We start from the raw sequence: 23,252 nt of genomic DNA on the forward strand, positions 1-23,252 counted from the left end.
TTTTCCGGGAACGGCTTTACTCAGTGTCCCAGACCGGGCACCACGGCCCGTCGACCAGTCGGCGGCCTTCGTCGAGGCCACGGATCGTGACGATCTCGGAGTCAGTGAGAACGATGTCCTTCGCCGCGAAATTCTCGGCGATCCTTGCCGGGTTTCCGGAGGACGGGATCACGATGAATCCTTCGGCCATGAGGAAGGCGAGCGAGACCTGCGCTGCGGTGGCCCCGTGGGACATCGCAATCTCCTTCAATGCTGTGTTTTTGTTCACGCAGCCGCGCCCGAGCGGTGAATAGGCCGTCAGCGGAATTCCCTTCGCGCGGCAATATTCGACGATCGGGCCGTTCTGCATCAGCGGGTGGATTTCCACCTGGTTTGTGGCAATTGGCCGGTCGCCAAGCAGATTCAGCGCGCGGTCGATATAGCGTTTGGTGAAATTCGACACGCCGATCCGGTCGGCCAACCCCGCGTCGAAGACGTCGGCAAATTGCGCCATGTAATCCTCGATCTCGTATTCGTCCTGGATCGAGGGATAGTGGAGCAGCAGAAGGTCGACCTTCTCGACGCGCAGCTTCTCCAACGAGGTTCGGACGTGGGGCATGATCTGTCCCGGCCCGAAGCTCTCAGGGGCGACCTTGGTGGTCAGGAAAATCTCGTCGCGCGGGATTCCGCTGCCGGCAATTGCCGCGCCGACAAACTCCTCGTTGTTGTAGCCCTCGGCCGTATCGATGTGCCGGTAGCCCACATCGAGCGCCCGGCGCACCCCGTCATAGGCGTCCTGACCGTCACGGTTCCAGGTGCCGAAACCAACCTGGGGGATGCTGTCGAATGTTGTCATTTGTCACCTCTCCCGACTTCCGGACAGCGCTCGTTTGCGATGAAGTCGACCATCTTCCGTCCGTGTGTCATGTCCCGTCCTCAACGACGTACTTGCGCCAGTCGTGCTCCTCCTCGAAACCCAGCACTTCCCGGATCTTCCGGTTGGAATAGAGCGCTTCGTTTTCGCCGAGGTCTTCTGCCACCGGCACTCCAGGAAAGAAGCGCTCGGCAATCTCGCGTGCGGGCAGGTTGACCGAATTGGTATCATTGCCCGCATTGAAGATCTGGAACCCCAACCCGTTGGCCTTTAGGCATCGATCCACGATCTGCCCGAGGTCCCGCGCATCAATGTAGCCGAACATGTTCCGTCGCCGCACCGCCGGATCGGCAAAGAACCCGGGGAAGCGCGCGTATTCATGCGGCTCCATCACGTTGCCGATCCGAAGCCCGTAGATGTCGAAGCCGGAGCGGCGCTGGAAGGCGCGGCCGGTCTTTTCGTTGACCACCTTGGAGAGTCCGTAGCTGTCCATCGGGTTGGTGTCGTGGTCCTCATCCACGGGCAGGTAGTCGGGGTCTGCCACACCATCGGCGAAACAGACGCCATAGGTCGTCTCCGACGAGGCGAAGACGATCTTGCGGATGCCCAGTTTCACCGCCGCCTCGATCACGTTGTAGGTGCCGATCGTGTTTATTCGGAACGTCTCGTGATCGGGCTTGATCAAAATCCGCGGGACGGCCGCAAAATGAACAACCGCGTCAAAAACCGGCACGCCAATGCCGTTCTCCAGCTCGTCAAAATCGGCATAGCTCGTCATGACATTGAACATTGCACCGCTGTCAACAATGTCGGCGATCAGATTGTCGATGCCAGGTTCGTCGAGCGGTTTGAGGTCGACATTGACCACCCGGTGCCCCTGGTCCCTGAGATACCGACAGACGTGGCGGCCGGCCTTGCCCGACCCACCTGTGAACAGAATACGCATGGGTTGCCTCCTGGTGCGGGACGATCGCTGCTCGTCGCAAAGTCTCTAAAACAACGGTGCGCCCCCGAGCGCACCATTCATATGCAGAAGACGGCCTGTTTCAATAGTAATGAGGCGACGGACGGCGACATTGCCAAGGATCAAAGACTTCAACGAGCGGTGGCGTCAGAATACAAAGCGGCATAATGAAACAGCTGTGCCTCGCTGGTAAATGACGATGGTGGCTGTGTTCGATCTTCGGTTCAAAAGCGGCAATGGCCGCTAGTTATCGCTCTTGGCACTTGCAGTCTTGGCGTTCCCTGTCGTGTTGTGGCTCATCGGCTACTTGGGTGACGGCTTGGCAGGCTCTTCGGTCGCCTACTGCAACAAAATACCTGACTTCTTTGCGAGCGCTCTGTTCGCCTTCTACGTGTTCCTAGTTTTGAGTGGCTGGATCATTTTGGCAATACTCGTTGTTTCCGTAGTGGCAGTGCTTGTCCGTCGTCAGAGTTTTTCGGAGAGCGTGAGGCGTTTTCGTGGCCCGGGTTCCGGTTCGCTTTCTATTTGGGGTTATTCGGCGGCACTGTCGTGGTGCAAGCGGCGGGTCCGGATGGTCTGTTTCCTGATCTCCTCTCTCATGGACAGGATCTGAGCGCCTCGTCCGCGATAGACGTCAGCGGGTGCCAGGTTGCCCAGGCTCTCGGGGTCGCGGCGGTTGTTGTAGTTTTCGACGACGGCTTCGATTTTTCGTTCCCGGTCGCCGGGCAAATAGTAGTTTTCCAGCAGAATCCGGTTCGTCATGGTTTGGTGCCAGCGCTCGTTGGGTCGAGTGCTCTTGTCCCAGAACTCATCTGCGGCGCGGATGTCGACATGGGCTGGCGCGGTGATCCGGTCGGCGGCCTTGAAGATACGGTAAGCCGATGATTCTCACACAAAGTATTGCTTCTCGTCGGTGTATTTGACCGCCAGTTCCCGAGGTGTCAGGTCCTCGTGCTCCGGGGCGAACTCAACGGCATCTTCGCGGATATCGTCGGGAGTGCGATTCCACAGCCAGCACGACGCGGATCTTCTCTTCCGAGGAGTAATGCTTGCTGGTCTTTCGCTTGATCGATCTGAACAACCTGTCAGCGGCATCCTTCGATGTTCCGAGTGTCTTGTTCATCTTCGCCCCCTAGCGGCTTCGATGAACTCAAACCCTCCGTTGCTCAAACCGCTAATTCGCTCCGATGGGCGCCGACGTCAGACATGGGCGCGCTGAAACACAATTTCGAGCAAGCGCGGGCTTCGCCGATTGCACGGACGATGAGCTGGCCGTGCGGTTTCTCGACGTTTGAGAGAGCTTCAGGTTACTGAGAGCGACAGCGTACCGAGCCCTTCAACAGATGCTTCCATGGAATCGCCGCGTGCGACAGGGCCAACGCCCGAGGGGGTGCCCGACAGGATTACATCTCCCGCCGACAGTTCGAAGTATTCGGACAGATAGGAGATCATTTCCGGGACCTTCCAGATCATCTGGTTCAGGTCTCCCTCTTGCCGAACTTCTCCGTTTACCTTCAGCTGGACGAGACCCGAGGTTGGGTGCCCGACTGCCGAGACCGGGTAAACCGGGCCCGCCGGCGCGGACCGCTCAAAGGCTTTCCCGATCTCCCAAGGGCGGCCCATCTTCTTCATCTCGCCCTGCAGATCACGTCGCGTCATATCAAGCGCCACGCCGTAACCGTAGACATGATCGAGCGCGTCGCCGAGCTGGATGTTGCGCCCACCGGACTTGAGGGCGACGAGCATCTCGACCTCGTGGTGCACATCGTTGGAATGATCAGGGTACGGAAACTCACCGGACACATCGAGATTGTCGGGATTCTTCTGGAAAAAGAACGGAGGCTCCCGATCCGGATCGTGACCCATCTCGATGGCGTGCGCCGCATAGTTTCGTCCGATGCAATAGACGCGCCGCACGGGAAAACTGGCCTCGCTTCCTGCAACGGGAAGCGAGGCGACCGGTGGTGTTGGGATCACGAAATTCGGCATGGGTTCCTCCGGATTTTTGATGGACGGACAATATCTTTGCCTGCAACCAATAGGGAGATCAATTGCAACCAATCAAGCAGAAGTCAACAATTCCCTTGACTGGTCGCCGATTGGGTGGCGATATTTGCAACCAATATGAACAATCTCGCCAACCAATTATCCGACCGCACGGCCGACGTGGAACCGCCTACCCCGCGAGGAGAGGCGGAAATGAAACTGCGCAAGCTGATCGCGGACGGTGCCTACGCACCGGGGGACCGGCTTCCGCCGGAGCGGGAATTGATCGTAACACTGGGCCTGTCCCGCGCGCGGCTGCGCAAGGCGCTGGAGACACTGGAGAACGAAGGCCGGATCTGGCGCCACGTCGGCAAAGGCACTTTCGTTTCCAGCGAGGCCGAGGGTGCGGGCGTCGGCGTTCTGCATGAACTCGCCCGGCAGATTTCACCGTTCAAGATGATGCGCGCCCGAATGGCCATCGAACCGGCGATCGCCCGGGAAGCCGCGATGAACGCGTCGGCCAGCGCCCTGTCGCGGATCGACCATACGCGTGAAAAGGCGGTGAACGCCCCCACATGGGACGAATACGAGGAATTCGACGACTTGCTTCACCGCCAGATCGCGCTGGCGACGGACAACGCACTATTGGTTTCGATGTTCGATCAGCTCAATCAGGTGCGCCGCGCGGTCGCCTGGGGCAATGTCGTGCGCGCCTCCGTCCGTCCGCCGCAGGATCATACGAGCTTTGCGGAACACGACCGGATCGCCGAAGCCATCGCAGCGCGGGATCCGATTGCGGCACAGGACGCGATGCGCGCGCATCTCGCTTCGGTCGCGTCACGACTCTTCGGGGAGGTTTGAGACACCGAGCACAGGACCGGTCAACGAGGCGAAAGACCCCGGACGAGGCCGGCAAATGCAGACTGACATTTGTCAAGGGAGGACACCATGAGACATCTGCTCAAGCACGCTGCAATCGCCGCGTTTGCCGTAGGGATCGCGGCACCCGCCGCGCAGGCGGATACGATCCGTATCGCGCTTGCCGAGACACCATCAGACGAGTTGGCCGCCTTCTTCGTGGCGCTGGAACGTGCGAAGGCAAATGGCCTCGAATACGAATGGACAGCCTTTTCCGATGAAGAGCTGGCCATTCAGGCAGTGCTGAGCGGCCAGATGGATATCGGGTTCGGCACGCCCTACGCGGCCATGCAACGTTCCAAGGCACCGATCAGGATCGTTTTCCAGCTCTCGAAGCTGAAGTTCTTCCCGGTAACCTCTCAAAAATACGAAAAACTGGAGGATCTCGATGGCGAGCCGATCATGCTCCATTCGCGGGGCGGCGGTACGGATTCGATCGCCAACGTCATCGAGGGCAAATATGACATAACCTTCGGCGAACGCTCCTACGTGCCCGGATCAGCGAACCGGATCGTGGCCCTCATGGCCGGGCAGACCGACGCGACGATCGTGGATCTTTCCAACAAGAACAAGCTGATGAAACAGGCGGGCGACAAGTTCAACGTCCTGCCGATGTTCGAGGTAGAGGCGAGTGACGAGGCGCTCTTTGCCAATCTCGACTGGATCCAGAACAACGAGGAAGCGGTCAACACCTTCGTGGCGGCTTTGGCAAGTACCTGGAAGGATATGTCCGAGGACCCGACGATCATCAGCCGCGAAACCAACCCGGACGGTCCCATCGGCCAGCTTCCGGCGGAGATACTCGGCAACCTCGACACTTTCTACACCGATGCCGTCGAAGGCGGGCTCTATGACCCCGACGGTGGTGGCCGGAAGGCGGCCGAGGCCGACATGGAGTGGTACTCCGCAGCCGGTCAGCTTGAGGGCGACCCAGGCGACCTAAACATCGACGATTTCTGGTATATGGCGCCGCTCGACGCGGCGACCGGGAACTGACTCAGCATTGCAGCGGCCGGACCGGAACCCCGGGCCGGCCAATGCCGCATCACCCTTTACCGGAGGCATATCGGATGCTCACGCGCCCGACCCTTCTCAAGATCCTTTCCACGCTGATCCTGTTCGGCGCATGGGAGATCGCTGGCCGCATTCCGGTCAGCTACGCCTTCCCGACGTTCATCGAATCTATGCAGGCGCTGGCCCGCATGACCTTCGACGGGACGCTTTTTGTTGCCTACGGAGAAACGCTCAAACCGCTCGTCATCGGGATCCTGATCTCGACTGTTCTTGGCATAACCATCGGCCTTTTCATCGGGTTGAGTGGATGGTTCGACTGGCTGATGTCGCCCATCTTCATCGTCATGCAGGCTGCACCACTCGCTGCGCTTATCCCGCTTCTCGTCATGGCCTACGGGATCGGGCTGACGTCCAAGGTCTTTGTTGTCTGCATCATGGCGATGCCGGTAATCGTGCTGAACACGTCCAGTGCTGTCCGCAATACGCCGGGCTCGCTGAAGGAGATGGGGCGCTCCTACCTTGCCAGCGACACCGAGATCATCACCAAGATTATCATTCCCTCGGCATCGCCGCTCATCTTCTCCGGCTTGCGCCTGGGCATTTCCGCCGGGTTCATCGGGGCGATCCTTTCTGAGCTCAAGATCACCCCGACGGGCGTGGGCGACATCATCACTTTCAGTCGCTCAATTGCGGACTACCCGTCGATGTACGCGGCGATCTTCTCGATCATCCTGCTTGCAGTGCTTTTTCTTAATCTTCTGGAATCAATAGAAAACTACCTGTTCGAAGGGAACAACCGTGGATATGTCTCAGACTAAGAGCGCATTCGGGCAGGCTGCTTCGCTCGATACCGAGCACGCCGTCATTACGCGCAATATTTGCAAGAACTACGGGGCCGTCGAGGCTCTCAAGGACTTGTCTCTTGAGTTTCCGAGGGGGCAACTCACCTCCCTGCTCGGCCCGTCCGGTTGTGGCAAGACCACGTTGTTGAAGATCATTGCCGGGCTTCTGGAACCCACTTCCGGCGAGGTGGAGGTCAACGGGAGGCTGATCAACGGGCCTGGACCGAACCGCGCCTTCGTGTTTCAGGATTTCGCGCTGCTGCCCTGGGCCTCCGTCATGCGCAATGTCGCCTTCGGTCTGGAACTCCGCGGTATGCCGAAATCCGAACGTGAGGCGATTGCGGAGAATTACATTTCGGCCGTTGGTCTCTCGGGTTTCGAAAACAGCTATCCGCACGAGCTTTCCGGTGGAATGAGGCAGCGGGTCGGCCTCGCCCGGGCACTATCGGTCGATGCTAAGGTGCTGCTGATGGACGAGCCCTTCTCTGCCGTTGACGAACAGACCCGCCGCAAGTTTCAAGAGGACTTGCTGGGCCTCGTTCAAAACGAAAACAAGACATTCATCTTTGTGACACACTCGATCGAAGAGGCGGTCTATGTCTCCGACCAGATAGCGATCCTTTTGCCGCGACCGAGCCGTGTGAGCGAAATCATCCGACCCAGGGCGCTGCATGGAAAGGACGTTTCCAACATCCGCCGCGATCCGGAATATCTCGATATCGTCGACCAGATCTGGGCCTCGCTGCGCAGCTATGTGGAGTAAGTCATGAAAGTCGGAAATATCCAGCTTCCGGGCATGTCCTCGCTGCTCCTGTGGGGGCTGATCTGGGAAATCGTCGGCCGCTCCGGGCTCACCTTCTTCGTGCCCCCGTTGTCCGAGGTTATAGCGACCCTCTTTTCGGTAATCGGCACCCCGGCCTTCCTGACGGCATTGTCGGAAACCGCATATGCCTTCTTCCTCGGCGTCTTCTTTGCCATCGTCATCGGGGTGCCGGTGGGCATTCTGATGGGCAAGAACCGACTTGCGGACGAACTCCTATTGCCCTGGGTCAACATATTCCTGTCAGCACCACTGACCGCGCTGGTGCCGGTTCTCATGGTCCTCTTCGGCTTCGGCATGAAGTCCATCATTATCACCACCACGCTCTTTGCGATCTGGATCATCATCCTGAACGCACGCGCCGGTGTGAAGCAGATCAACCGGTCTCTGGTCGACATGGCGAAGAGTTTCCTTGCCACGCCGTGGGACGCATTCTTCAAGATCTACATCTGGGCGGCACTGCCGGAAATCCTCGGGGGCATCCGGATCGGGGTGATCCGTGCCGTGAAAGGGGTCATCATCGGCCAATTGCTGATCAGTATCGTCGGCTTCGGGGCGCTGTTCGAACTTTATTCCTCGAACTTCCTGATGGGGCACTTCTGGGCCGTGCTGATTGTCCTGTTCGCTATGGCCTTCGCGGTCTCCGAACTCCTGGCCTATCTTGAACGCAGAGTGTCTTACTACGCTGCCACAAGGTAGACCTGATCTTCAGAAACGACGGAGAACCACCACCCAAGTTATAGAAATAGTAACTGGCGGAGGGGACGGGCTTCGAACGTCAGATCCGGAAGCCGCTCCGGGCCCTTCTGCTGCGCGGCGGCCGGACGCGGGGAGCGCGGAGCTCCATGTTCCAGAAATTTCGAGGGGGGCGATCACTTCAGCGGACAGCAGAGACGACCTCCCGTGCCTTCGAACAACCGCCACTGACTTGGCTTGCGGCGAGACCCCGCACTCCGACGTTATGGATCATCTGCTTGGACCCTTCGACCATCGCGAACGGCCCACAGCTGCCATTCGTGCGAGCCGCACAAACGAGTGATTTGCCGACATTGCCGCCGTTTGTTGTAAACGCGAAGAGACAGATTGCGCGGAAGTGGTGGCGGTATCAACGTGGCGGGGAACTGAAGCCCGTTGGCGATAAGATGAACCGCTTCGTCCGCACAAGTTTGAGACACTCAGAGACGCACCATGGAAAGGCAACCAGTGTGGTGTGTTAGCCGAAGCCTCAAGTTCGAGCCGGCTATCGTTGATTGTTGGGAAGGTGGCGCCATTCCGTTGTGGGCGGCGCTAAGCTACGATTGTTTCTTTTCGCGAACTTCAAGCGAAAAACCAGCATCGAACCTACAGCAATGAAAGGCGGTACCCTGCGCGACCGTTAGGTGCAGACTTTTGACGGCCAGCCAATTGTGTATTCACAATTTATATTTTAAATACAGTTGCTTGCAAGGAGATTGTGCCGATTTGCCCACTATGTGGCGTGTCACATTCTTGTTACTTTCGTGTTATGGGATTTGAGAAACTCCCGGCGTGGACGCGCAGCGAGCGTACCGAGTCCCCCTGACACAACAACGGAAGGTGGACAGATGACACTTGTATTGCGTGCCACCGTTTTGGCGGCAGTTATCGCCGGCCTCGGCATGGTTGGCGGACTGACAGGTTCAAACGCTCAGGAGACTGAAATCACTCCGGCAACCCTGATGCCGGAAATCCCGGCACTGGAGGCCTGGCGGTCCTCACCCCACGCGGACATCACGAAGGAAGCCTTTCGCCATTGGGACGAGGAAGAAGACAAGCTTATCCCGGAGACCTGCGCCAAATGCCACTCGACGGCTGGCTACCTCGACTATCTCGGGGCGGACGGTACCGAGGCCGGCGTCGTGGATACAAAACATGCCACCGCTGCAGCCGAAGCGCCTGGTGTCGCCTGTATGGCGTGCCACAGTTCGGAGGCCCGAAATCGGACCGTCGTGACGTTCCCGTCCGGCGCCGCGCAGGAAGTCTTTACCCCAGATGTGCGCTGCATGACATGCCATGGCGGCCGTGCATCGACCGTTCAGGTCAACGCAAAGTTCGAGGAACTCGGTCTCACAGATGCCGATACCGGCCATGAGGAGCTTGGATTTATCAATGTGCACTACCGCCCCGCGGCCGCGACCCGTTTCGGTGGCGAGGTACAGGGCGGATACGAGTACGACGGCAAGGAATATGCGGGATTCTACTTCCACGATCGTGACTCGCAGACCTGCAACGACTGCCACTCTCCACATACGCTGAAGGTGAAGGTCGCGGCATGCACCGACTGCCATGACGAGGTCGATGCGGCAAATGCCGAGACAATGCGGCTCGTGCGCAGCTCCAAGGCGGACTATGATGCCGATGGCGACGTGGCCGAAGGTATCGATGCCGAAATCACCGCGCTTCAGGAACAACTCTATGCAGCGATCGTCGGATATGCGGACGGTGTCCTCGGCAAGCCCGTCGTCTTCAAAGGCACCAATTACCCGTATTTTTTCAACGACCTCAACGGGAACGGCGAGGCGGATGAGGATGAAGTGAAATATCCGAACCGCTATCAGTCCTGGACGCCCCGCATGCTGAAGGCCGCCTACAACTACAACTACGTCTCGAAGGACCCGGGGGCCTACACGCACAACCCGTTCTACTCGCTCCAGCTCAGCTACGACTCGGCCGTTGACCTGGCCGAGGGTGGTAGCGGTGTAGACGTGATTGGGGAGCGCCCGGAAGAGTAGAGAACCCCGGCATCCAAATCCCTGAGTTCCGCAACCGGCCGCGATACGCGGCCGGTTCCATCATTCGGATCACGATCTGCAAAGGACGACATCAATGGCTCTGCCATGGCTTCGCACCCTGATCCTTGCGCTCCTATTGGCAGGATTGACTGTGCCGGTTGCAATTTCCCAGACGGACATTGCAACGGTGTCCTCGTCGACGGCCGATCACAGCCAATTTGAAGACCTTCAGGGGCCGTTCAGGTCCGCCAGCGAGGTCAGCGACGCTTGCCTCGGATGCCACAACACCGGATCGGAGCAATTGCACGGGTCCATTCACTTCACCTGGACGGCACCGCAGGTGGAGAGCGACGCCCGGGACCTCGGAATGCTCCATGTGTCCAACGGGTTCCTGCTGTCCGTGCCGTCTAATCTTGACGCGTGTACCTCTTGCCATATTGCCGGAACACGGCTCGACGATATGGCGATGCTCGATGCGTCAAGCGATCCGGTGGCGCCGGTTGATTGCCTCACTTGCCACGAGCCTACAGGGCAGTGGACCGTTGCCAATTTTCACGAAAACGGCTCGGCCTGCACGATGTGCCACGATGAGAGGTTAAGGGGGGACACGCCCGAGGTGGAGGACCTTGCAGTGGCAGCCCGTTCTGTCGGTGCCACCACGCGCGCCGCTTGCGGGACCTGCCATTTCGACGCAGATGGAGGCCCGGGCGTCAAACATGGCGACCTGAACGCCGACCTGATCGCCCCTTCTGCGGACTTGGATGTCCACATGTCAGCCAAACCGGACGGCGCGGGTTTTACCTGCGCCACCTGCCATACAACGCGCGACCATGTCACGACCGGCAGCCGGTACACCGGGGCGCCGGGCGACAAACCCGATCGCCCTGCGCTGGCCGGTGCGGCGGCATCCTGCCAAAGCTGCCACAGCCCGACTCCCCATGCCGACCTCGGAAGTGGCGCGAGGCTCGACCGGCATATCGACAGCGTAGCCTGCGAGACTTGCCACATCCCCTCCTTTGCCCGTGGCGACACCCAGACTCGCGTGCTGTGGGACTGGTCGAGCGTGGGCGAATTGGACCGCCGTCGCCAGCCATATGTCGACAAGGAGAAGGACGGGACGGTCGCCTATGCCTCGGAGAAAGGCCACTTTGCGTGGGCGCGGGAAGTCGAACCGACGCTGATCTGGTCGGACGGAAAGCTTGTGACCCATCGGCCTGGGGACGTGGTGTCAGGCATTGCCACCGACGACGCGGACGAGCTTGATGATGACGCCCGCGAAGGGGATCTTGAGTCTATCGCAGCAGCCTTCGCCGAGGCCCCGTGGATCGCGCTTTATGGAGGCGAACCTGCTGCTGCGGACTCCCGTATCGCTCCGGTAAAAGTAATGAACTCGGTTATTCCGATCGACCAAGAAAGCCGCGCGCTTGTCTCCGTCCTGCTCGCCGGCCGCAGTCGCGACGCACTTTGGAACGACTTCCGCTGGGAAGATGCCGTCGAAGCTGGAATGGAAGAGGCCGATGCCCGGTTCAGCGGCGACGTGGCTTTTGCACGCGTCCGCCAGATGATCCCGGTCAATCACATGGTTGCCCCGGCAGAGCAAGCGCTCGAATGTGTGGACTGCCATGCCACAGACGGCGTTATCTCCGACCTTCCCGGCGGCTTTGTACCGGGGCGAGACCGCATTGGATGGCTGGACGCGGCAGGTTTGGCACTCATAGGCGCGACTTTGGCAGCGGCCTTCGTTCACCTGATCCTACGGCTCGGCTTCGGGCTCTTCCACAGGAAAAACCGTCATGGCTGACACGCGACAGCAGAGCGCTAAAGGCGTCTTTCTGTTTCCCCTGTTTGAACGATTCTGGCACTGGTCACAGGCAATGCTGATAATCGGCCTCATGGTCACCGGAGCCGAGATACGTGGTTACTGGGCCTTCGTCGGCTTCGAAAAGGCGTTGAACCTGCATATCATCGGCGCGTTTTCCCTGATCGTTCTGTGGACTTTTGCTATTTTCTGGCATGTCGTAACGGGCCAATGGCGCCACTACGTGCTTACCACCAAGGGTCTCTGGAAGGTTGTCCTGTTTTATGCGTCGGGAATATTCCTTGGCTCGCCGCATCCGTTCCGCCCTTCTCCCAAACGCAAGCACAACCCGATGCAGGCAATGGCATACCTGACGTTCCATCTGTTGATGGCTCCGGCAATCTGGATTTCGGGCGTGATCTTGTGGATCTACGGCAGGTACCCCGCGCTGTACCCCGACGCCGTTCCAGTTATCTGGATTAACGGCGTCCACGTCGCCGCGGCTTTCCTGATCGGGGCGTTCCTGGTCGCGCATCTCTACCTGATCACAACAGGAGAGACTGTCTTTGCACAACTTCGCGCAATGATCACTGGCTGGGACAATTTCGGAAAGGTCGAAGAAGACTGAACTGCCTGCAATCAGGGATCTGATTTCTTTTGAGGCAGGTTGAGAAAGAGGCGCACGGCTGCACTTGCGTCGATCCACACGCGGGAGTGCATCGCCTTAGTCAGTAGATCATCGCCGATGTCCTCGGCTCAGGTCATGCTGCACACACGAAATCACCGCGCATTTACGTTATCAGCAATGCGTAAGTCGCGGCCGCTCGCGATTTTTGTCGAATGACGGTAATGTCCGAAGTGCAGAACGCAGTACATTCCGCTGCGAATGGCAGAAATCCGCCCTTCCTGAAGACTTGAGCGTCCGCGAAGCGCAGCACTCCAGCCACCGGCAAGAACCACGGTGCATGGCACCAAGCCGCCATTCGTGGAGGATTCAGAGAACGGCCGTAGCCAACCAAGACCAATCGTTGCTCCCGAACGATCGACCAACCGCAAGACAACATAGTAAGGGGCCAGCTTAGCAGATTACTCGACCTCGACCTTCACGGCCACGACACGACCGGTGAATCGGGACTCCGCTTCAGCACCAATCTCCTCCACGACTGCTATTGCAAGGTCGATACCGACATCGGCGGTTTCGTCGGGCGAGAAGATCGTCGGTTGGGTCCGGTCTATCCGGCCCGTTGCGGGCGGGATGTCATCGACATAGAGCGCACCGTCGCCGCCATTTCCCGCCCTGCCGCCGTCATAGGCGAACTCGAAGCGGGTTTCGCGTGTACCTTCCGTGAGCGGTTCATTCGCTGCGACCGTGTAGCTTACGAAGCTCTCCTGTGGCCTCGATACCGGCGGGCCAATGGATCCCCATGCCGACCTTGGTGCCGCCAAAACCCGAGCCGACCTGATTCAACCATTTATGCGGCGTGTCGAAGGTCACAGCCCAACCCGCGACATAGCCACGGCAACAAGCGTTGACAGTATTGGCCTCATGCTCTCCTCCCTTCGCGGGACCTTTTTTGGGACGGTTGTTCCACTTGCGGTGCACCATGGCTCAAACGTGACAGCGCGCCTCTGGAACACCGGTGGCAATTCAGTCGTTGATGCGTATTGCAACGAAGGACCGGTATCCGCTCATCTTGGGATTGCCGCGCTCGCGAAGATCAACGTATCTCGCTCGCAGCGAAGCTCTGGTATTTCGGCAGGCCGGCCGATCGGGCCGTTGTACTCGATAGCGCCACCCGTAAGAGTCACCGCGGGTCGATACACTGGCATCACTCCAATTCGGGCTCCCCGAAGTTTTCTTGTCTGGAAGCAAACTTGGATGCCTATTGCCACCGGAGAGGCCTCACCCACTGGGGTCCTGGCACTGCAATCCCCCTGCCCGCCAATATGGGACAGCGTTTCGAGTATCACAGCTAAACCCCGCCTGGAGACGAGGGCGCCGACACGTCTGCCTGAGACGATCTCTGAGGTGGCAGGTCACTGATCGGCTTCTTGATCGCCCCACATTCGATCCCACGTTCGGGAGAATTGATCCGTCACACGCGTCCGTTTGGTTGATTTTTTGCTAGAAGGAGGTGTTGCCGCTAAAGCGAAGACCTTTAGGTATCTGATATTAAGCACTTGTTTTTACAATCCCACACCCCCATTGCCGAGAACCATTGGCCCCGGCGCGCGACCTCCTATTGGCACGAATACTCTCCATTGCGGGAAAAAAACTTCGGATGAGGGTATAGACGGGTTCGTGAGATCAGACCCGTAGACTATTGACCCGCCCCCTCCCATTTGCGGGGCGGCATTCAATGCTCGAGAGTTTCCCCGATGGAACGGATGGAAGACGAGTAGGCCAGTTTCCCATGGATCTCGCCGAGAACAGGCAGGGTCAATGCCATTATCCTACAAACTTTGCATATATCTTTTACTCTTAATGACTTGCCTAGTTCACCGGGCTTTGTGGAAATCTGGTCTTCCTGGTCTTCCTGGTCTTCCTGGTCTGCCCGTCATCCTCGCGGGTAGGACACGCGCCGAACGTCTCCCGCCCGACATTGGCTTAGGCCGCGCGCCACCCAGCCCGATGTCGCGCGTCCGACCCCGCATATTCACGGGAGTCAGGGAAACAAGAAGAAACAACAGGAACAGCTAATCATCGTATCCAATTGATAAGGCGACTAAATTGGAACCACATCAAACCGTCAGAAATACCGATTCGACGGGCTGTCTCTCCGCCATAAATCCTTGTCAGGCAACCGATCTTGATCAGAGAATTCTGCCGCCAGATCGAATACCCTACCCCCCTTACGCAACGTGCAAAAAACCAAACGACCGAAATTTGGGAGTTGGTCCGCTCGGATACGCACGCAATTCGTATCCATCTCGGCAGTGACGACCGGCGATTCGTCTTTTGGCAGATGACCGGCCGAAACGCACTGATCGCTGACCCTTCGGTACGGCTCCTCCATGCGGGACTAAACGGGTTGGATCGCGAACGCGTGTGTGTACGGTTATGCTCTTGCGACTACACAACGCCCGCTCAGCACGATACCACCAGTATACACCTGTTCCGGGAACAACGTTGGATTAGGATCGCAACAACTGATGACGATTTCCAAATCGCAAGCCGTAATCATCGGGGTCGGTGACGGGCTGTCCGCGTCCTTGGCGCGGGAGTTGATGGTCGACTACGACCTCACGCTGGCAGCGCGCAGCGGCGACAAGATGCAGTCCTTGGCCGAGGAGACCGGTGCGCGGACCGTTCTGCTGGATGCAACGGATGAAAGCGCGGTTTCGGCGCTCTTCAGCGAATTGTCCGAGCCACCGAGGGTGGTAATCTACAATCCTTCAGCGCGTGTTCGGGGGCCAATCACAGAATTGTCGCTCGACGATGTCCGCAGGGCCATCGAGGTCACGGCAATCGGGGCCTTCCTGGCTGGGAAGCATGCTGCAAGACGGATGTTGGATGCCGAACCGATCGATGGGAAACGCGGGACCATCCTGTTCACCGGGGCTTCCGCCGGGGTAAAGGGGTTTCCACAATCCGCGCCTTTTGCCATGGGCAAGTTCGCGCAGCGGGGCCTCGCCGAGAGCATGGCCCGTGAACTCCACCCGAAGGGTATCCACGTGGCGTGGGTCAACATCGATGGCGGGATTCTCAATCCCGGTCGCGTCGAACCGGAGGACAGTCCGGGTTCGATGCTCCGGCCGGAGGCGATTGCCCGAACGTATCGCCACCTGATCGAGCAGGACCGCAGCGCCTGGTCGAACGAGATTGCCGTGCGCCCCTGGGTCGAACGGTTCTAGGGACTTGGCTCAGTTCCTGCGAAGCGGATTTCGGCATGACCACCAGTGTGGCGACCGGTGCGCACTGGTGGCGCCTATTGGCGACACGCCTTCTGTTTGCGGTAGGTCTTCACCCCCTCGACGTGGCCCTGCGGAGCGCATTTCGGACGATCTCCGCGGCCTCGGCGACGGGGCGAATGGATGACGCGCCCGCTTTTGGATAATCAAACTGCCCGCCGCCTGTTTCTGGACCGGCACCTGCTGGTGCGCCCCGGATCGGGCCCCGGGAACAATGATGATCTGGACGGCGTGCTTCACGGACTCGGGTTCGTCCAGGTCGACAGCGTCAATACGCTCGCCCGCGCCCATGACCTGATCCTGTGGTCGCGCCGGGGCCGCTACCGGCCGGAGGCGCTCGAGCGTCTCGTCTCGCATCGTCGGACCGCATTCGAACATTGGACACACGACGCCGCGGTCATCCCGATGGAGTTCTACCCGATGTGGCGCCTGAAGTTCGCGCGCGACGAGGCACACATGCGGGCGCGCTGGCCGGCGGCGCGGCGCGACGGTTGGGAGGCCGAAACCGAATCCGTGCTTCGGCACATCGGCGACCATGGTCCGGCATGTTCAAACGATCTCGGCGGTGACGAGAAGAAGGGATCGTCGGGGTGGTGGGACTGGCATCCGTCCAAGACGGCGCTGGAATTCCTCTGGAGGTCCGGTCAGTTGGCGATCTGCCATCGCCGGGGGTTCCGCAAGTTCTACGACCTGACCGAGCGCGTCATCCCGGCAGATCAACTCACCCGGACACTTAGCGCTGGCGAAACCGTTGACTGGGCAATGTCGGAGGCGCTTCGGCGGCTTGGTTTTGGCACGAGCGGCGAGCTGGCGGCGTTCTTCGACATCGTGACGCGAGATGAAGCGAGAGACTGGTGCGCGCGGGCATTATCCGCCGGGCGCATCGTCGAGGCGGACATCGAAATGGCAGATGGCTCCCGGCGGCGCAGCTTCACGAGCGAGGCTCATCTCGACAGCGTACCCTCGCTTCCGGATCCATCGTCCCGCGCACGGCTTCTGTCGCCGTTCGATCCGGCTTTGCGGGACCGTGCACGCGCCGAACGCCTGTTTGGCTTCCATTTCCGGATCGAGATCTTCGTCCCGGAAGCCAAGCGCAGATATGGGTATTACGTCTTTCCGGTTCTGCAGGGCGATCGCATGATAGGGCGGCTTGACGCCAGGCGTGCCGGCAATGCTCTCGTCGTCAGCGCATTCTGGCCGGAACACGGCGTGCGGATGGGCAAGGGGCGGACGTCCGGCCTGATCGCCGAACTCCAACGGGTCAGGACCCTGGCCGGCGTCGATTCCGTCGAATTCGCAAATGGGTGGTTGCGGGCCTGATCCCCATGTCTGTCAATCAGAGCGCGTCCCGCGAACTGGATTGCGCCAAACCAAACGGTCTTTTGGCCCGGTGTGCACCAGATTTGCGAGGTATGGGCGCGTTCCTGCTGGCTTGCGTCCACGGTGTCCGGCGGGTCGATACCGAAAAAGACACACTCATACGTCGTCCAGCGCGACGTCGGTATCTCGAGCACGCGGACGTAGTAGAAGGCGCGCTGCGTGGGGTCGACCTCCGGGTCCTCCCAGAAAGCGTCGAGATACGGCGCGCCAATCGCGTTCGTGTAGATGGCCGTCTGCGGGTCCACCGCATTGCCCACCGGGGGGCAAGTTGCCGTCGGCGTCGGGCTGGCGATTGCCCGACCAAGCCACATCCAAGACGCGTTCCTGTTCCCCATCAGCCGATGTCCAGCCCTTCACCACTCGGATACGGTCGATATTGGCGCCGTCAGGGTCGCGTACCGCACGGATCAGCAGCCTTGGCGTGGCGCCCTTGGGCGGGGCGCTCAGATCAGCGCCCATTGGAACGCCCGCCTCGTAGCCGTGCGCAGCGAAGTCCGAGCGGGTCACGTCTGCTTCCTCGGACTCCCAGCCGGCGAAGACACGGACTCGTAGGCGCGTGCCCGTGGTCGCGAAAACCTCCTTTCGATTCATCGCATCCCAAAGCGCCTCGCGCGTGTTCTCCCGCGCCCAGACCGCCGCAATCCCGGAGGCGATCGCTTCGGCATGGATCAGGTCGTCGGAGGGGTCGTCCGGCGTCGCGCGGCCGGTGATCGTCTCCTCGTAGCGGATCGGATAGCCTGTCGGCTCGACGAGCGCGACCTTGCCGAAGAAGTTGTCCTCCACCGCGGTCGACAGACCCGTATGCGCGTCCGTGGAGCAGACCAGGCCGAATTTGAACGGGTTGCTACCAAGGTCTGCTTCGTCGGCAAGACCACGTTTCAAGGCGGAGCGGGCGTACTCCTTCGGCAACATCTCGGGTGTCTTCGGGTCGGGGCCGAAACTGCCCTTGAGCGTGACCGAAATCATCACCGGCAGGTAAAAGCGGGTCAGTTTTCCTGCATTACCCGAACGGCGACCTCTTCCAGCGCCGCTTCAATGTCCACACCCATGCACTCGAGGTTCTGTTTCTTGTCGATCAGCAGGAATGACAGGCCATGCACGAACGTCCACAGAAGGAATGCGCGGCGAACGACATCCTCGTCGATTTCCTCGCGCTTCAGGATGGCAGCGACCTCCCTCTCCACCACTTCGAGGGGCCGCAGTTCGCTGACGATTTCAGACTTCGTCTCGTCGAGTTCGCCTTTACTTCCGAAGATGAGTCGAAAGACGCCCGGCTCGCGCTGCGCGAAACCGACGTAAGTCCGCCCAAGGGCGCGAATCCGGTCGAGCGTCGCGGGTTCGTAGTCTTCGACGCTGGCGCGCATTGCATTGAAATGGCGCTGCATCCCATCGGCGAGCACCGCGGCGAGCATGTCGTCCTTGGTCTTGAAATGCCTGTAAGGCGCTGCGGTCGAGACGCCAGCGCGGCGGCAGGCCTCCGACACCGAAAAGTGATCGGGCCCGACCTCCTCTACAAGTTGTCTTGTAGCTTCAACGAGTTGCGCGCGGAGGTCTCCGTGATGGTACCGTTCCTTCCGGGGCAGATCTTTCGCGTTTTCCATGACCTGCGTCATGCCATTGAATGAGGGTCTTGTCAAAGTTAGAAGCTCTAACATATGTTAGAGGCTCTAACATTGAGAATCGGCCATGGAGTCCGGTATGTCAAAAATTTCCCGTCAAAGGCCTCTCCGCCGCAGATTGCTGACAGGTATTTCGTCCATCGCATTCACCGCGCTGACCTTTGCCGTCGCCGGAGTCGCAATCGTTCAGGGTGCCGACACGATAGCCCATCGCGCCGAAGCCGCCGCACCGCCACCCGTCGCGGAGGCGCTCCCGGTGACGGTTTCCTCCCTTCAGATCGAAACCGGGTACGAGACCGTCCGCAGTTTCGCTGGAAAAATCGAACCAGTTCAGGAAAGCGACCTGAGTTTCGAATTCGGCGGTCGCATAATCGAGATCCTCGTCGATGAAGGCGATCATGTCCGGGAAGGCGACGCTGTTGCCCGTCTCGACATTTCACTCCTTGAGGCAGAACTTGCACGTCTGAACGCAGCGCGTGACGCGCTGGAGGCGAACCTGTCTTTTGCAGCGCTTTCCGTGGAGCGGCGGCAGGCGTTGCAGGAACGTGGGTTTACGTCCATCGAGACCCTCGACCGCGCCCGCTTCGACCGCGATGTGCTTGCGGCGCAAATCTCGGAAACAGATGCGACCATACGGTCGGTGAAGCTCCGTATCGAGAAATCCGAGCTGCGGTCGCCATACAGCGGAACCGTAGGTGCCCGCACCATCGACGTCGGAACCTCGGTCGCGGCTGGTGTGCCGGTTGTTCGGCTCATGACGGATGGCGTGGCCAATGTGCGCGTCGGCGTGCCGCTCTGGCTGGAACCCGGTGAACTGCAGCGCGCGACACTGCACAGCGAGGGCCGCATGCTGCCCGCACGCCTGAACTCGGTCCGGCCGGACATCGATCCGTTGACCCGAACCCGCACCGCAATCTTCCGGGTCGAGTCGACCGACCTCCCCTTCGGCTCCACGACATCTGTGCGCGTTCCCCGCACGGTGTCGCAACGCGGCGCCTGGGTCGATGTCCGCGCCTTGCGCGAGGGGGCATCGGGCGTTTGGACCGTCCTTGTCATTGATGCAGAGGACCGCGCCCGGCATCTTGCCGTGGAAGTGCAGGAGGTTCAGGGGGATCGTGCTTTTGTGTCCGGGGACATCGCGCCCGGGCTTCGGTTCCTGACCGAAGGGCCGCAGCGTGTCGTGCCCGGACAGCTTGTCAGGCCGATCGAGGCAAATTCCATCCAGCTTTCGATGGGGGAGAAATGACATGCCCCGCTCTCTCGCCACACTGACCTTCCGCCAGCCGCGCCTCGTGGCGCTGATCCTGCTCGTCCTTGTCTCGGCGGGTTTGTCATCGCTGCTGTCACTCGGGCGGCAGGAAGACCCGACGATCACCAACCTCTTCGCGACCGTCACGACCAGTTTCCCCGGGGCCGATCCCGCCCGGGTGGAAGCGCTCGTTACTGCACGGATCGAGGACGAACTGCGGGAGATCGCTGAGGTCGACACGGTCTCCTCGGTCTCCGGGCAAGGCATCTCGGTGGTGTCGGTCGAACTGCTGGAGACGCTTGACGACACCACCATCCAACAGGTCTGGTCGGAGGCGCGCGACGCCGTGGCCGACGCCAGCCAATCCTTCCCGGCAGGGGTCGGGACGCCCGAATTCGATGCCGAAGGGATCTCCGCCTATTCTGCGGTGATCGGCGTCATCGCGGAAACCGAGGCAACCCCGACAACCGTACTCTCGCGCCACGCCGAAGCGCTCGCAGAAAGGCTGCGCAGCATTCCCCAAACCCGAGCAGTGGATTTGTTCGGCGCCCCGGAAGAGGAGGTGCACGTCACTCTGGATGCCATGGCGCTGGCCGCCGTCGGCATCACTGTGGACCAAGTGTCTGCCGCGATCACGGGAGCGGACGGCAAGGTCCAGGCCGGTCGCCTTCAGGATCGGGACACGAACCTTGCAATTGGTATTTCGGGCGAGGTCGAGGCCCTTGACCGCCTCCGTGGCATCCCGCTCCGCCAGGGAGCCGACGGGGCGGTCCTAAAACTGGGCGACGTGGCCGAGATCAGCCGCGGACCGCGTGCGCCGGCAGAAGAGCTGGCGCTCGTTGACGGACGTCCGGCGGTTCTGGTCGGTGTGCTGGCGCAGGACGGCGTGCAGATCGACCGCTGGTTGGCGTTCGTCCGGCAGGAACTTGCCGCGAGCGCCGATTCCGTACCGGTCGGCATCACGGAGACACTGCTCTTTGACCAGTCGACCTACACGCTCGACAGGTTGGCCGACGTCGGCACGAACATGGCAATCGGGGTCGCCATCGTCGTGGGCGTGCTGTTCCTCACCCTCGGCGTGCGCGCCGCCGCCATCGTCGCGATCGTGCTGCCCGTGGTGAGCCTGGCGACGCTTGCGACCATGAACATCATCGGCCTGCCGATCCACCAGATGTCCGTGACCGGGTTGATCGTCGCCCTCGGCCTGCTGGTTGACGCGGCAATCGTCATGACCGACGAGGTCCGCAAGCGGCTGGAGGGCGGGATGCCCCGCGCCAATGCAGTCGGCGATGCCGTGCAACGGCTCATCGCCCCTCTCATCGCCTCGACCGTGACGACGGCCCTTTCCTTCACGCCGATGATCCTGCTGCCTGGTCCGCCCGGTGACTTCGTCGGCGCGATTGCTATTGCGGTGGTTTTGATGCTGCTGTGGTCGCTTTTTGTTGCCCTGACCGTCACGCCGGCGCTGGCCGGGTGGCTGCTTTCGGCGCCTCGCTCCGAGCGGAAGTCGGTGCCATCCGGTGATGTTTTCGGTCGGATCTTTGCTGCCTCGCTTCGCTGGTCGGTGGCTCACCCGCTCAAGAGCATTGCCTTGTCGTTGATCCTTCCCCTTCTGGGCTTTGCCAGTTTTCCCACCCTGACCGCGCAGTTCTTTCCCGGCGTAGAACGCAACCAGTTCTACATCGAATTGGATATGCCGGCAGGCACCGCAATCGACGCCACCCACGCTGTCGCCAGGGAAATCGACGCGCAGCTTGCTGCCATTCCCGAAATCAGTAAGGCCTACTGGACGATCGGAAAGTCCGGCCCGGCGTTTTACTACAACATCACCGGGGGGCGCAGTCGCGAACCCGGATATGCGCAGGCGATGGTGACCACGACAACCGAAGAGGCCGCCGCACGCCTTGTGCCGATCCTCCAGCAGCGGCTGGACACGGATTTCACCGAAGCGCAGGTCATCGTGCGCGGCCTCGTGCAGGGCCCGCCGGTTGCGGCGCCGATCGAACTTCGTTTCGTCGGGCAGGATGTCGAGGTGCTGCGCCAGATCGGCGACGACGCCCGTGCGGTGATTGCAGGGCTCGACTTCACGACGCAGGTTCGCACGACCTCCAGCGGTGGTGCGCCGCGCCTGCGCTACGAGATCGACGAAATCAAAGCACGGCAATTCGGCGTCTCACTGACCGACATCGCCCGCCAGCTCGAGGTCGCGCTGGTCGGTGCCACCGGTGGGTCCATGGTCGAAGGCACAGAGACCCTACCGATCAGGGTCCGTTTCGATGCCCGTCTGCGCGGCGACACGCTGGGTATCTCGGACCTGCCCATCCTCCCGCCAAACGCGGCCGATCTTGCCGCTCAGGGCTCGTTTCCCGGCGTACCGCTTTCCGAGCTCGCGACGCTTCGCCTGGAACCCTCCGAGAGCCCAATTGTGCGGCGCAACGGAGAACGTACAAACACAGTGCAGGCGTTTCTCGTACCCGGCCTGCTGCCCGAAGAGGCGCTGCAGGGCGCCCTGGCCGCGCTTGACGCTTCCGGGTTCGACTTGCCCGCCGGCTACCGCCTCGAACTTGGCGGCGACAGCGATGCCCGGTCCAACACGGTCGGCAACCTCATGGCCTCCGTGGGGCTCATCGTGACCCTGACCATCGCCACCATTGCGCTGACCTTCAACAGCTTCCGCCTCACGGCTGCGGCTCTGGTCGTCTGCGTACTTTCCGCCGGGCTGTCCATCCTGTCGCTCGCGATCCTTCAGCATCCCTTCGGCATCACCGCGATCATCGGCGTGATCGGTTCTATCGGCGTGTCGATCAACGCCGCGATCATCATCCTGACCGGGTTACAGGGCGATAGGCGTGCGGCCGCGGGGGACCGCGCCGCGATGGCCGAGGTCGTCGCGAACTCGGCGCGGCACATCATTTCGACGACGGTGACTACTTGCGGTGGTTTCCTTCCGCTGATCCTCGAAGGCGGTGGTTTCTGGCCTCCGTTCGCAACCGCGATTGCCGGCGGCGTATTGCTCTCGACCGTGGTGTCCTTCTACTTCACACCGGCGCTTTTTGCCTTGATTTCCCGGCCGACCTCCGCCGCCGAGACAGGGCATACCCTGCCCTCCCCTGTGGCGTTACGCGTTGCGGCGGAATAGTCCGCCGA

The 23,252-nt window shown here is 60.6% G+C and carries 18 protein-coding genes and 2 pseudogenes; 12 read left to right on the forward strand and 8 right to left on the reverse strand.

From position 1 onward, the window contains the following. Positions 1–16: 16 nt before the first annotated feature. From ARC39_RS12075 to ARC39_RS12090, 4 genes are all read right to left on the reverse strand, one after another. Positions 17–835 (reverse strand): aldo/keto reductase, encoded by an 819-nt coding sequence (locus ARC39_RS12075; RefSeq protein WP_068114770.1) that lies wholly within the window; start codon positions 833–835, stop codon positions 17–19. A 67-nt stretch (positions 836–902) separates the two neighbouring features. Beyond that, positions 903–1,799 (reverse strand): NAD-dependent epimerase/dehydratase family protein, encoded by an 897-nt coding sequence (locus tag ARC39_RS12080; protein WP_068114771.1) that lies wholly within the window; start codon positions 1,797–1,799, stop codon positions 903–905. Positions 1,800–2,348: 549 nt separating this feature from the next. Then, positions 2,349–2,579, reverse strand: a complete 231-nt coding sequence (locus ARC39_RS26560) for a hypothetical protein (protein WP_068114774.1) — start codon at positions 2,577–2,579, stop codon at positions 2,349–2,351. A 540-nt stretch (positions 2,580–3,119) separates the two neighbouring features. After that, a complete protein-coding gene (locus tag ARC39_RS12090; protein WP_068114775.1) occupies positions 3,120–3,806 on the reverse strand; it encodes a fumarylacetoacetate hydrolase family protein in 687 nt (228 codons plus the stop codon). 210 nt (positions 3,807–4,016) lie between these two features. Here ARC39_RS12090 and ARC39_RS12095 point away from each other — a divergent pair, with 210 nt between their 5' ends. The 8 genes from ARC39_RS12095 to ARC39_RS12130 all read left to right on the forward strand — a co-directional run bounded on the left by ARC39_RS12095 (position 4,017) and on the right by ARC39_RS12130 (position 12,573). After that, on the forward strand, positions 4,017–4,664 hold the full coding sequence (locus ARC39_RS12095; RefSeq protein ID WP_068114777.1) for a FadR/GntR family transcriptional regulator: 648 nt from the start codon (positions 4,017–4,019) through the stop codon (positions 4,662–4,664). A gap of 87 nt (positions 4,665–4,751) precedes the next feature. Further along, positions 4,752–5,717 carry an ABC transporter substrate-binding protein gene (locus ARC39_RS12100; RefSeq protein WP_068114780.1) on the forward strand — a complete coding sequence of 322 codons (966 nt, stop codon included), beginning with the start codon at positions 4,752–4,754 and terminating at the stop codon, positions 5,715–5,717. 74 nt (positions 5,718–5,791) lie between these two features. Then, positions 5,792–6,553 carry an ABC transporter permease gene (locus tag ARC39_RS12105; protein ID WP_068114781.1) on the forward strand — a complete coding sequence of 254 codons (762 nt, stop codon included), beginning with the start codon at positions 5,792–5,794 and terminating at the stop codon, positions 6,551–6,553. After that, positions 6,540–7,340: an ABC transporter ATP-binding protein gene (locus ARC39_RS12110; RefSeq protein WP_068114783.1), complete on the forward strand. Its 801-nt coding sequence runs from the start codon at positions 6,540–6,542 to the stop codon at positions 7,338–7,340. Before ARC39_RS12105 ends, ARC39_RS12110 begins: the two co-directional genes overlap by 14 nt. A gap of 3 nt (positions 7,341–7,343) precedes the next feature. Beyond that, positions 7,344–8,096 carry an ABC transporter permease gene (locus ARC39_RS12115; RefSeq protein WP_068114785.1) on the forward strand — a complete coding sequence of 251 codons (753 nt, stop codon included), beginning with the start codon at positions 7,344–7,346 and terminating at the stop codon, positions 8,094–8,096. Positions 8,097–8,980: 884 nt separating this feature from the next. Then, a complete protein-coding gene (locus ARC39_RS12120) occupies positions 8,981–10,147 on the forward strand; it encodes a hypothetical protein (RefSeq protein WP_068114787.1) in 1,167 nt (388 codons plus the stop codon). A gap of 94 nt (positions 10,148–10,241) precedes the next feature. Beyond that, positions 10,242–11,948, forward strand: a complete 1,707-nt coding sequence (locus tag ARC39_RS12125; RefSeq protein WP_068114790.1) for a tetrathionate reductase family octaheme c-type cytochrome — start codon at positions 10,242–10,244, stop codon at positions 11,946–11,948. Next, entirely contained in the window at positions 11,941–12,573 is a 633-nt protein-coding gene (locus ARC39_RS12130) for a cytochrome b/b6 domain-containing protein (RefSeq protein ID WP_068114791.1), read from the forward strand. Before ARC39_RS12125 ends, ARC39_RS12130 begins: the two co-directional genes overlap by 8 nt. A 458-nt stretch (positions 12,574–13,031) precedes the next feature. Here the strand turns inward: ARC39_RS12130 and ARC39_RS12135 are convergent, their stop codons facing one another. Continuing rightward, entirely contained in the window at positions 13,032–13,391 is a 360-nt protein-coding gene (locus ARC39_RS12135; RefSeq protein WP_068114794.1) for a hypothetical protein, read from the reverse strand. Between the two features lie 1,707 nt (positions 13,392–15,098). On the opposite strand from ARC39_RS12135, the gene ARC39_RS12140 reads away from it, so the two are divergent. Together ARC39_RS12140 and ARC39_RS12145 are read left to right on the forward strand one after the other, a co-directional pair. After that, positions 15,099–15,800, forward strand: coding sequence for an SDR family NAD(P)-dependent oxidoreductase (locus ARC39_RS12140; RefSeq protein ID WP_068114795.1), 702 nt, complete (start codon positions 15,099–15,101; stop codon positions 15,798–15,800). 180 nt (positions 15,801–15,980) lie between these two features. Beyond that, positions 15,981–17,177: a winged helix-turn-helix domain-containing protein gene (locus ARC39_RS12145; RefSeq protein WP_068114797.1), complete on the forward strand. Its 1,197-nt coding sequence runs from the start codon at positions 15,981–15,983 to the stop codon at positions 17,175–17,177. Between the two features lie 128 nt (positions 17,178–17,305). Here ARC39_RS12145 and ARC39_RS26200 read toward each other — a convergent pair. From ARC39_RS26200 to ARC39_RS12155, 3 genes and pseudogenes are all read right to left on the reverse strand, one after another. Then, positions 17,306–17,572: pseudogene (locus ARC39_RS26200) on the reverse strand (DUF3604 domain-containing protein); the annotation flags it as partial. Then, a pseudogene (locus tag ARC39_RS26205) lies at positions 17,559–18,203 on the reverse strand (DUF3604 domain-containing protein); the annotation flags it as partial. The pseudogenes ARC39_RS26205 and ARC39_RS26200, both read right to left, overlap by 14 nt. 20 nt (positions 18,204–18,223) lie before the next feature. Continuing rightward, positions 18,224–18,838, reverse strand: a complete 615-nt coding sequence (locus ARC39_RS12155; protein ID WP_068115177.1) for a TetR/AcrR family transcriptional regulator — start codon at positions 18,836–18,838, stop codon at positions 18,224–18,226. A 97-nt stretch (positions 18,839–18,935) separates the two neighbouring features. On the opposite strand from ARC39_RS12155, the gene ARC39_RS12160 reads away from it, so the two are divergent. Both ARC39_RS12160 and ARC39_RS12165 read left to right on the forward strand, forming a co-directional pair. After that, positions 18,936–20,102 (forward strand): efflux RND transporter periplasmic adaptor subunit, encoded by a 1,167-nt coding sequence (locus ARC39_RS12160; RefSeq protein ID WP_161470961.1) that lies wholly within the window; start codon positions 18,936–18,938, stop codon positions 20,100–20,102. Position 20,103: 1 nt separating this feature from the next. Beyond that, positions 20,104–23,244 (forward strand): efflux RND transporter permease subunit, encoded by a 3,141-nt coding sequence (locus tag ARC39_RS12165; protein WP_068114800.1) that lies wholly within the window; start codon positions 20,104–20,106, stop codon positions 23,242–23,244. Positions 23,245–23,252: the final 8 nt, after the last annotated feature.

Source organism: Tropicimonas marinistellae, from assembly GCF_001509585.1.
Lineage (GTDB): Bacteria > Pseudomonadota > Alphaproteobacteria > Rhodobacterales > Rhodobacteraceae > Tropicimonas > Tropicimonas marinistellae.

Coding starts and splice junctions, on each gene's coding strand:
- ARC39_RS12090 (WP_068114775.1), bottom strand. CDS start 3,806: ATGCCGAATTTCGTGATCCCAACACCACCGGTCGCCTCGCTTCCCGTT.
- ARC39_RS12115 (WP_068114785.1), top strand. CDS start 7,344: ATGAAAGTCGGAAATATCCAGCTTCCGGGCATGTCCTCGCTGCTCCTG.
- ARC39_RS12075 (WP_068114770.1), bottom strand. CDS start 835: ATGACAACATTCGACAGCATCCCCCAGGTTGGTTTCGGCACCTGGAAC.
- ARC39_RS12160 (WP_161470961.1), top strand. CDS start 18,936: ATGTCAAAAATTTCCCGTCAAAGGCCTCTCCGCCGCAGATTGCTGACA.
- ARC39_RS12145 (WP_068114797.1), top strand. CDS start 15,981: ATGACGCGCCCGCTTTTGGATAATCAAACTGCCCGCCGCCTGTTTCTG.
- ARC39_RS12155 (WP_068115177.1), bottom strand. CDS start 18,838: ATGGAAAACGCGAAAGATCTGCCCCGGAAGGAACGGTACCATCACGGA.
- ARC39_RS12165 (WP_068114800.1), top strand. CDS start 20,104: ATGCCCCGCTCTCTCGCCACACTGACCTTCCGCCAGCCGCGCCTCGTG.
- ARC39_RS12100 (WP_068114780.1), top strand. CDS start 4,752: ATGAGACATCTGCTCAAGCACGCTGCAATCGCCGCGTTTGCCGTAGGG.
- ARC39_RS12105 (WP_068114781.1), top strand. CDS start 5,792: ATGCTCACGCGCCCGACCCTTCTCAAGATCCTTTCCACGCTGATCCTG.
- ARC39_RS12140 (WP_068114795.1), top strand. CDS start 15,099: ATGACGATTTCCAAATCGCAAGCCGTAATCATCGGGGTCGGTGACGGG.
- ARC39_RS12125 (WP_068114790.1), top strand. CDS start 10,242: ATGGCTCTGCCATGGCTTCGCACCCTGATCCTTGCGCTCCTATTGGCA.
- ARC39_RS12130 (WP_068114791.1), top strand. CDS start 11,941: ATGGCTGACACGCGACAGCAGAGCGCTAAAGGCGTCTTTCTGTTTCCC.
- ARC39_RS12080 (WP_068114771.1), bottom strand. CDS start 1,799: ATGCGTATTCTGTTCACAGGTGGGTCGGGCAAGGCCGGCCGCCACGTC.
- ARC39_RS12110 (WP_068114783.1), top strand. CDS start 6,540: ATGTCTCAGACTAAGAGCGCATTCGGGCAGGCTGCTTCGCTCGATACC.
- ARC39_RS26560 (WP_068114774.1), bottom strand. CDS start 2,579: ATGACGAACCGGATTCTGCTGGAAAACTACTATTTGCCCGGCGACCGG.
- ARC39_RS12120 (WP_068114787.1), top strand. CDS start 8,981: ATGACACTTGTATTGCGTGCCACCGTTTTGGCGGCAGTTATCGCCGGC.
- ARC39_RS12095 (WP_068114777.1), top strand. CDS start 4,017: ATGAAACTGCGCAAGCTGATCGCGGACGGTGCCTACGCACCGGGGGAC.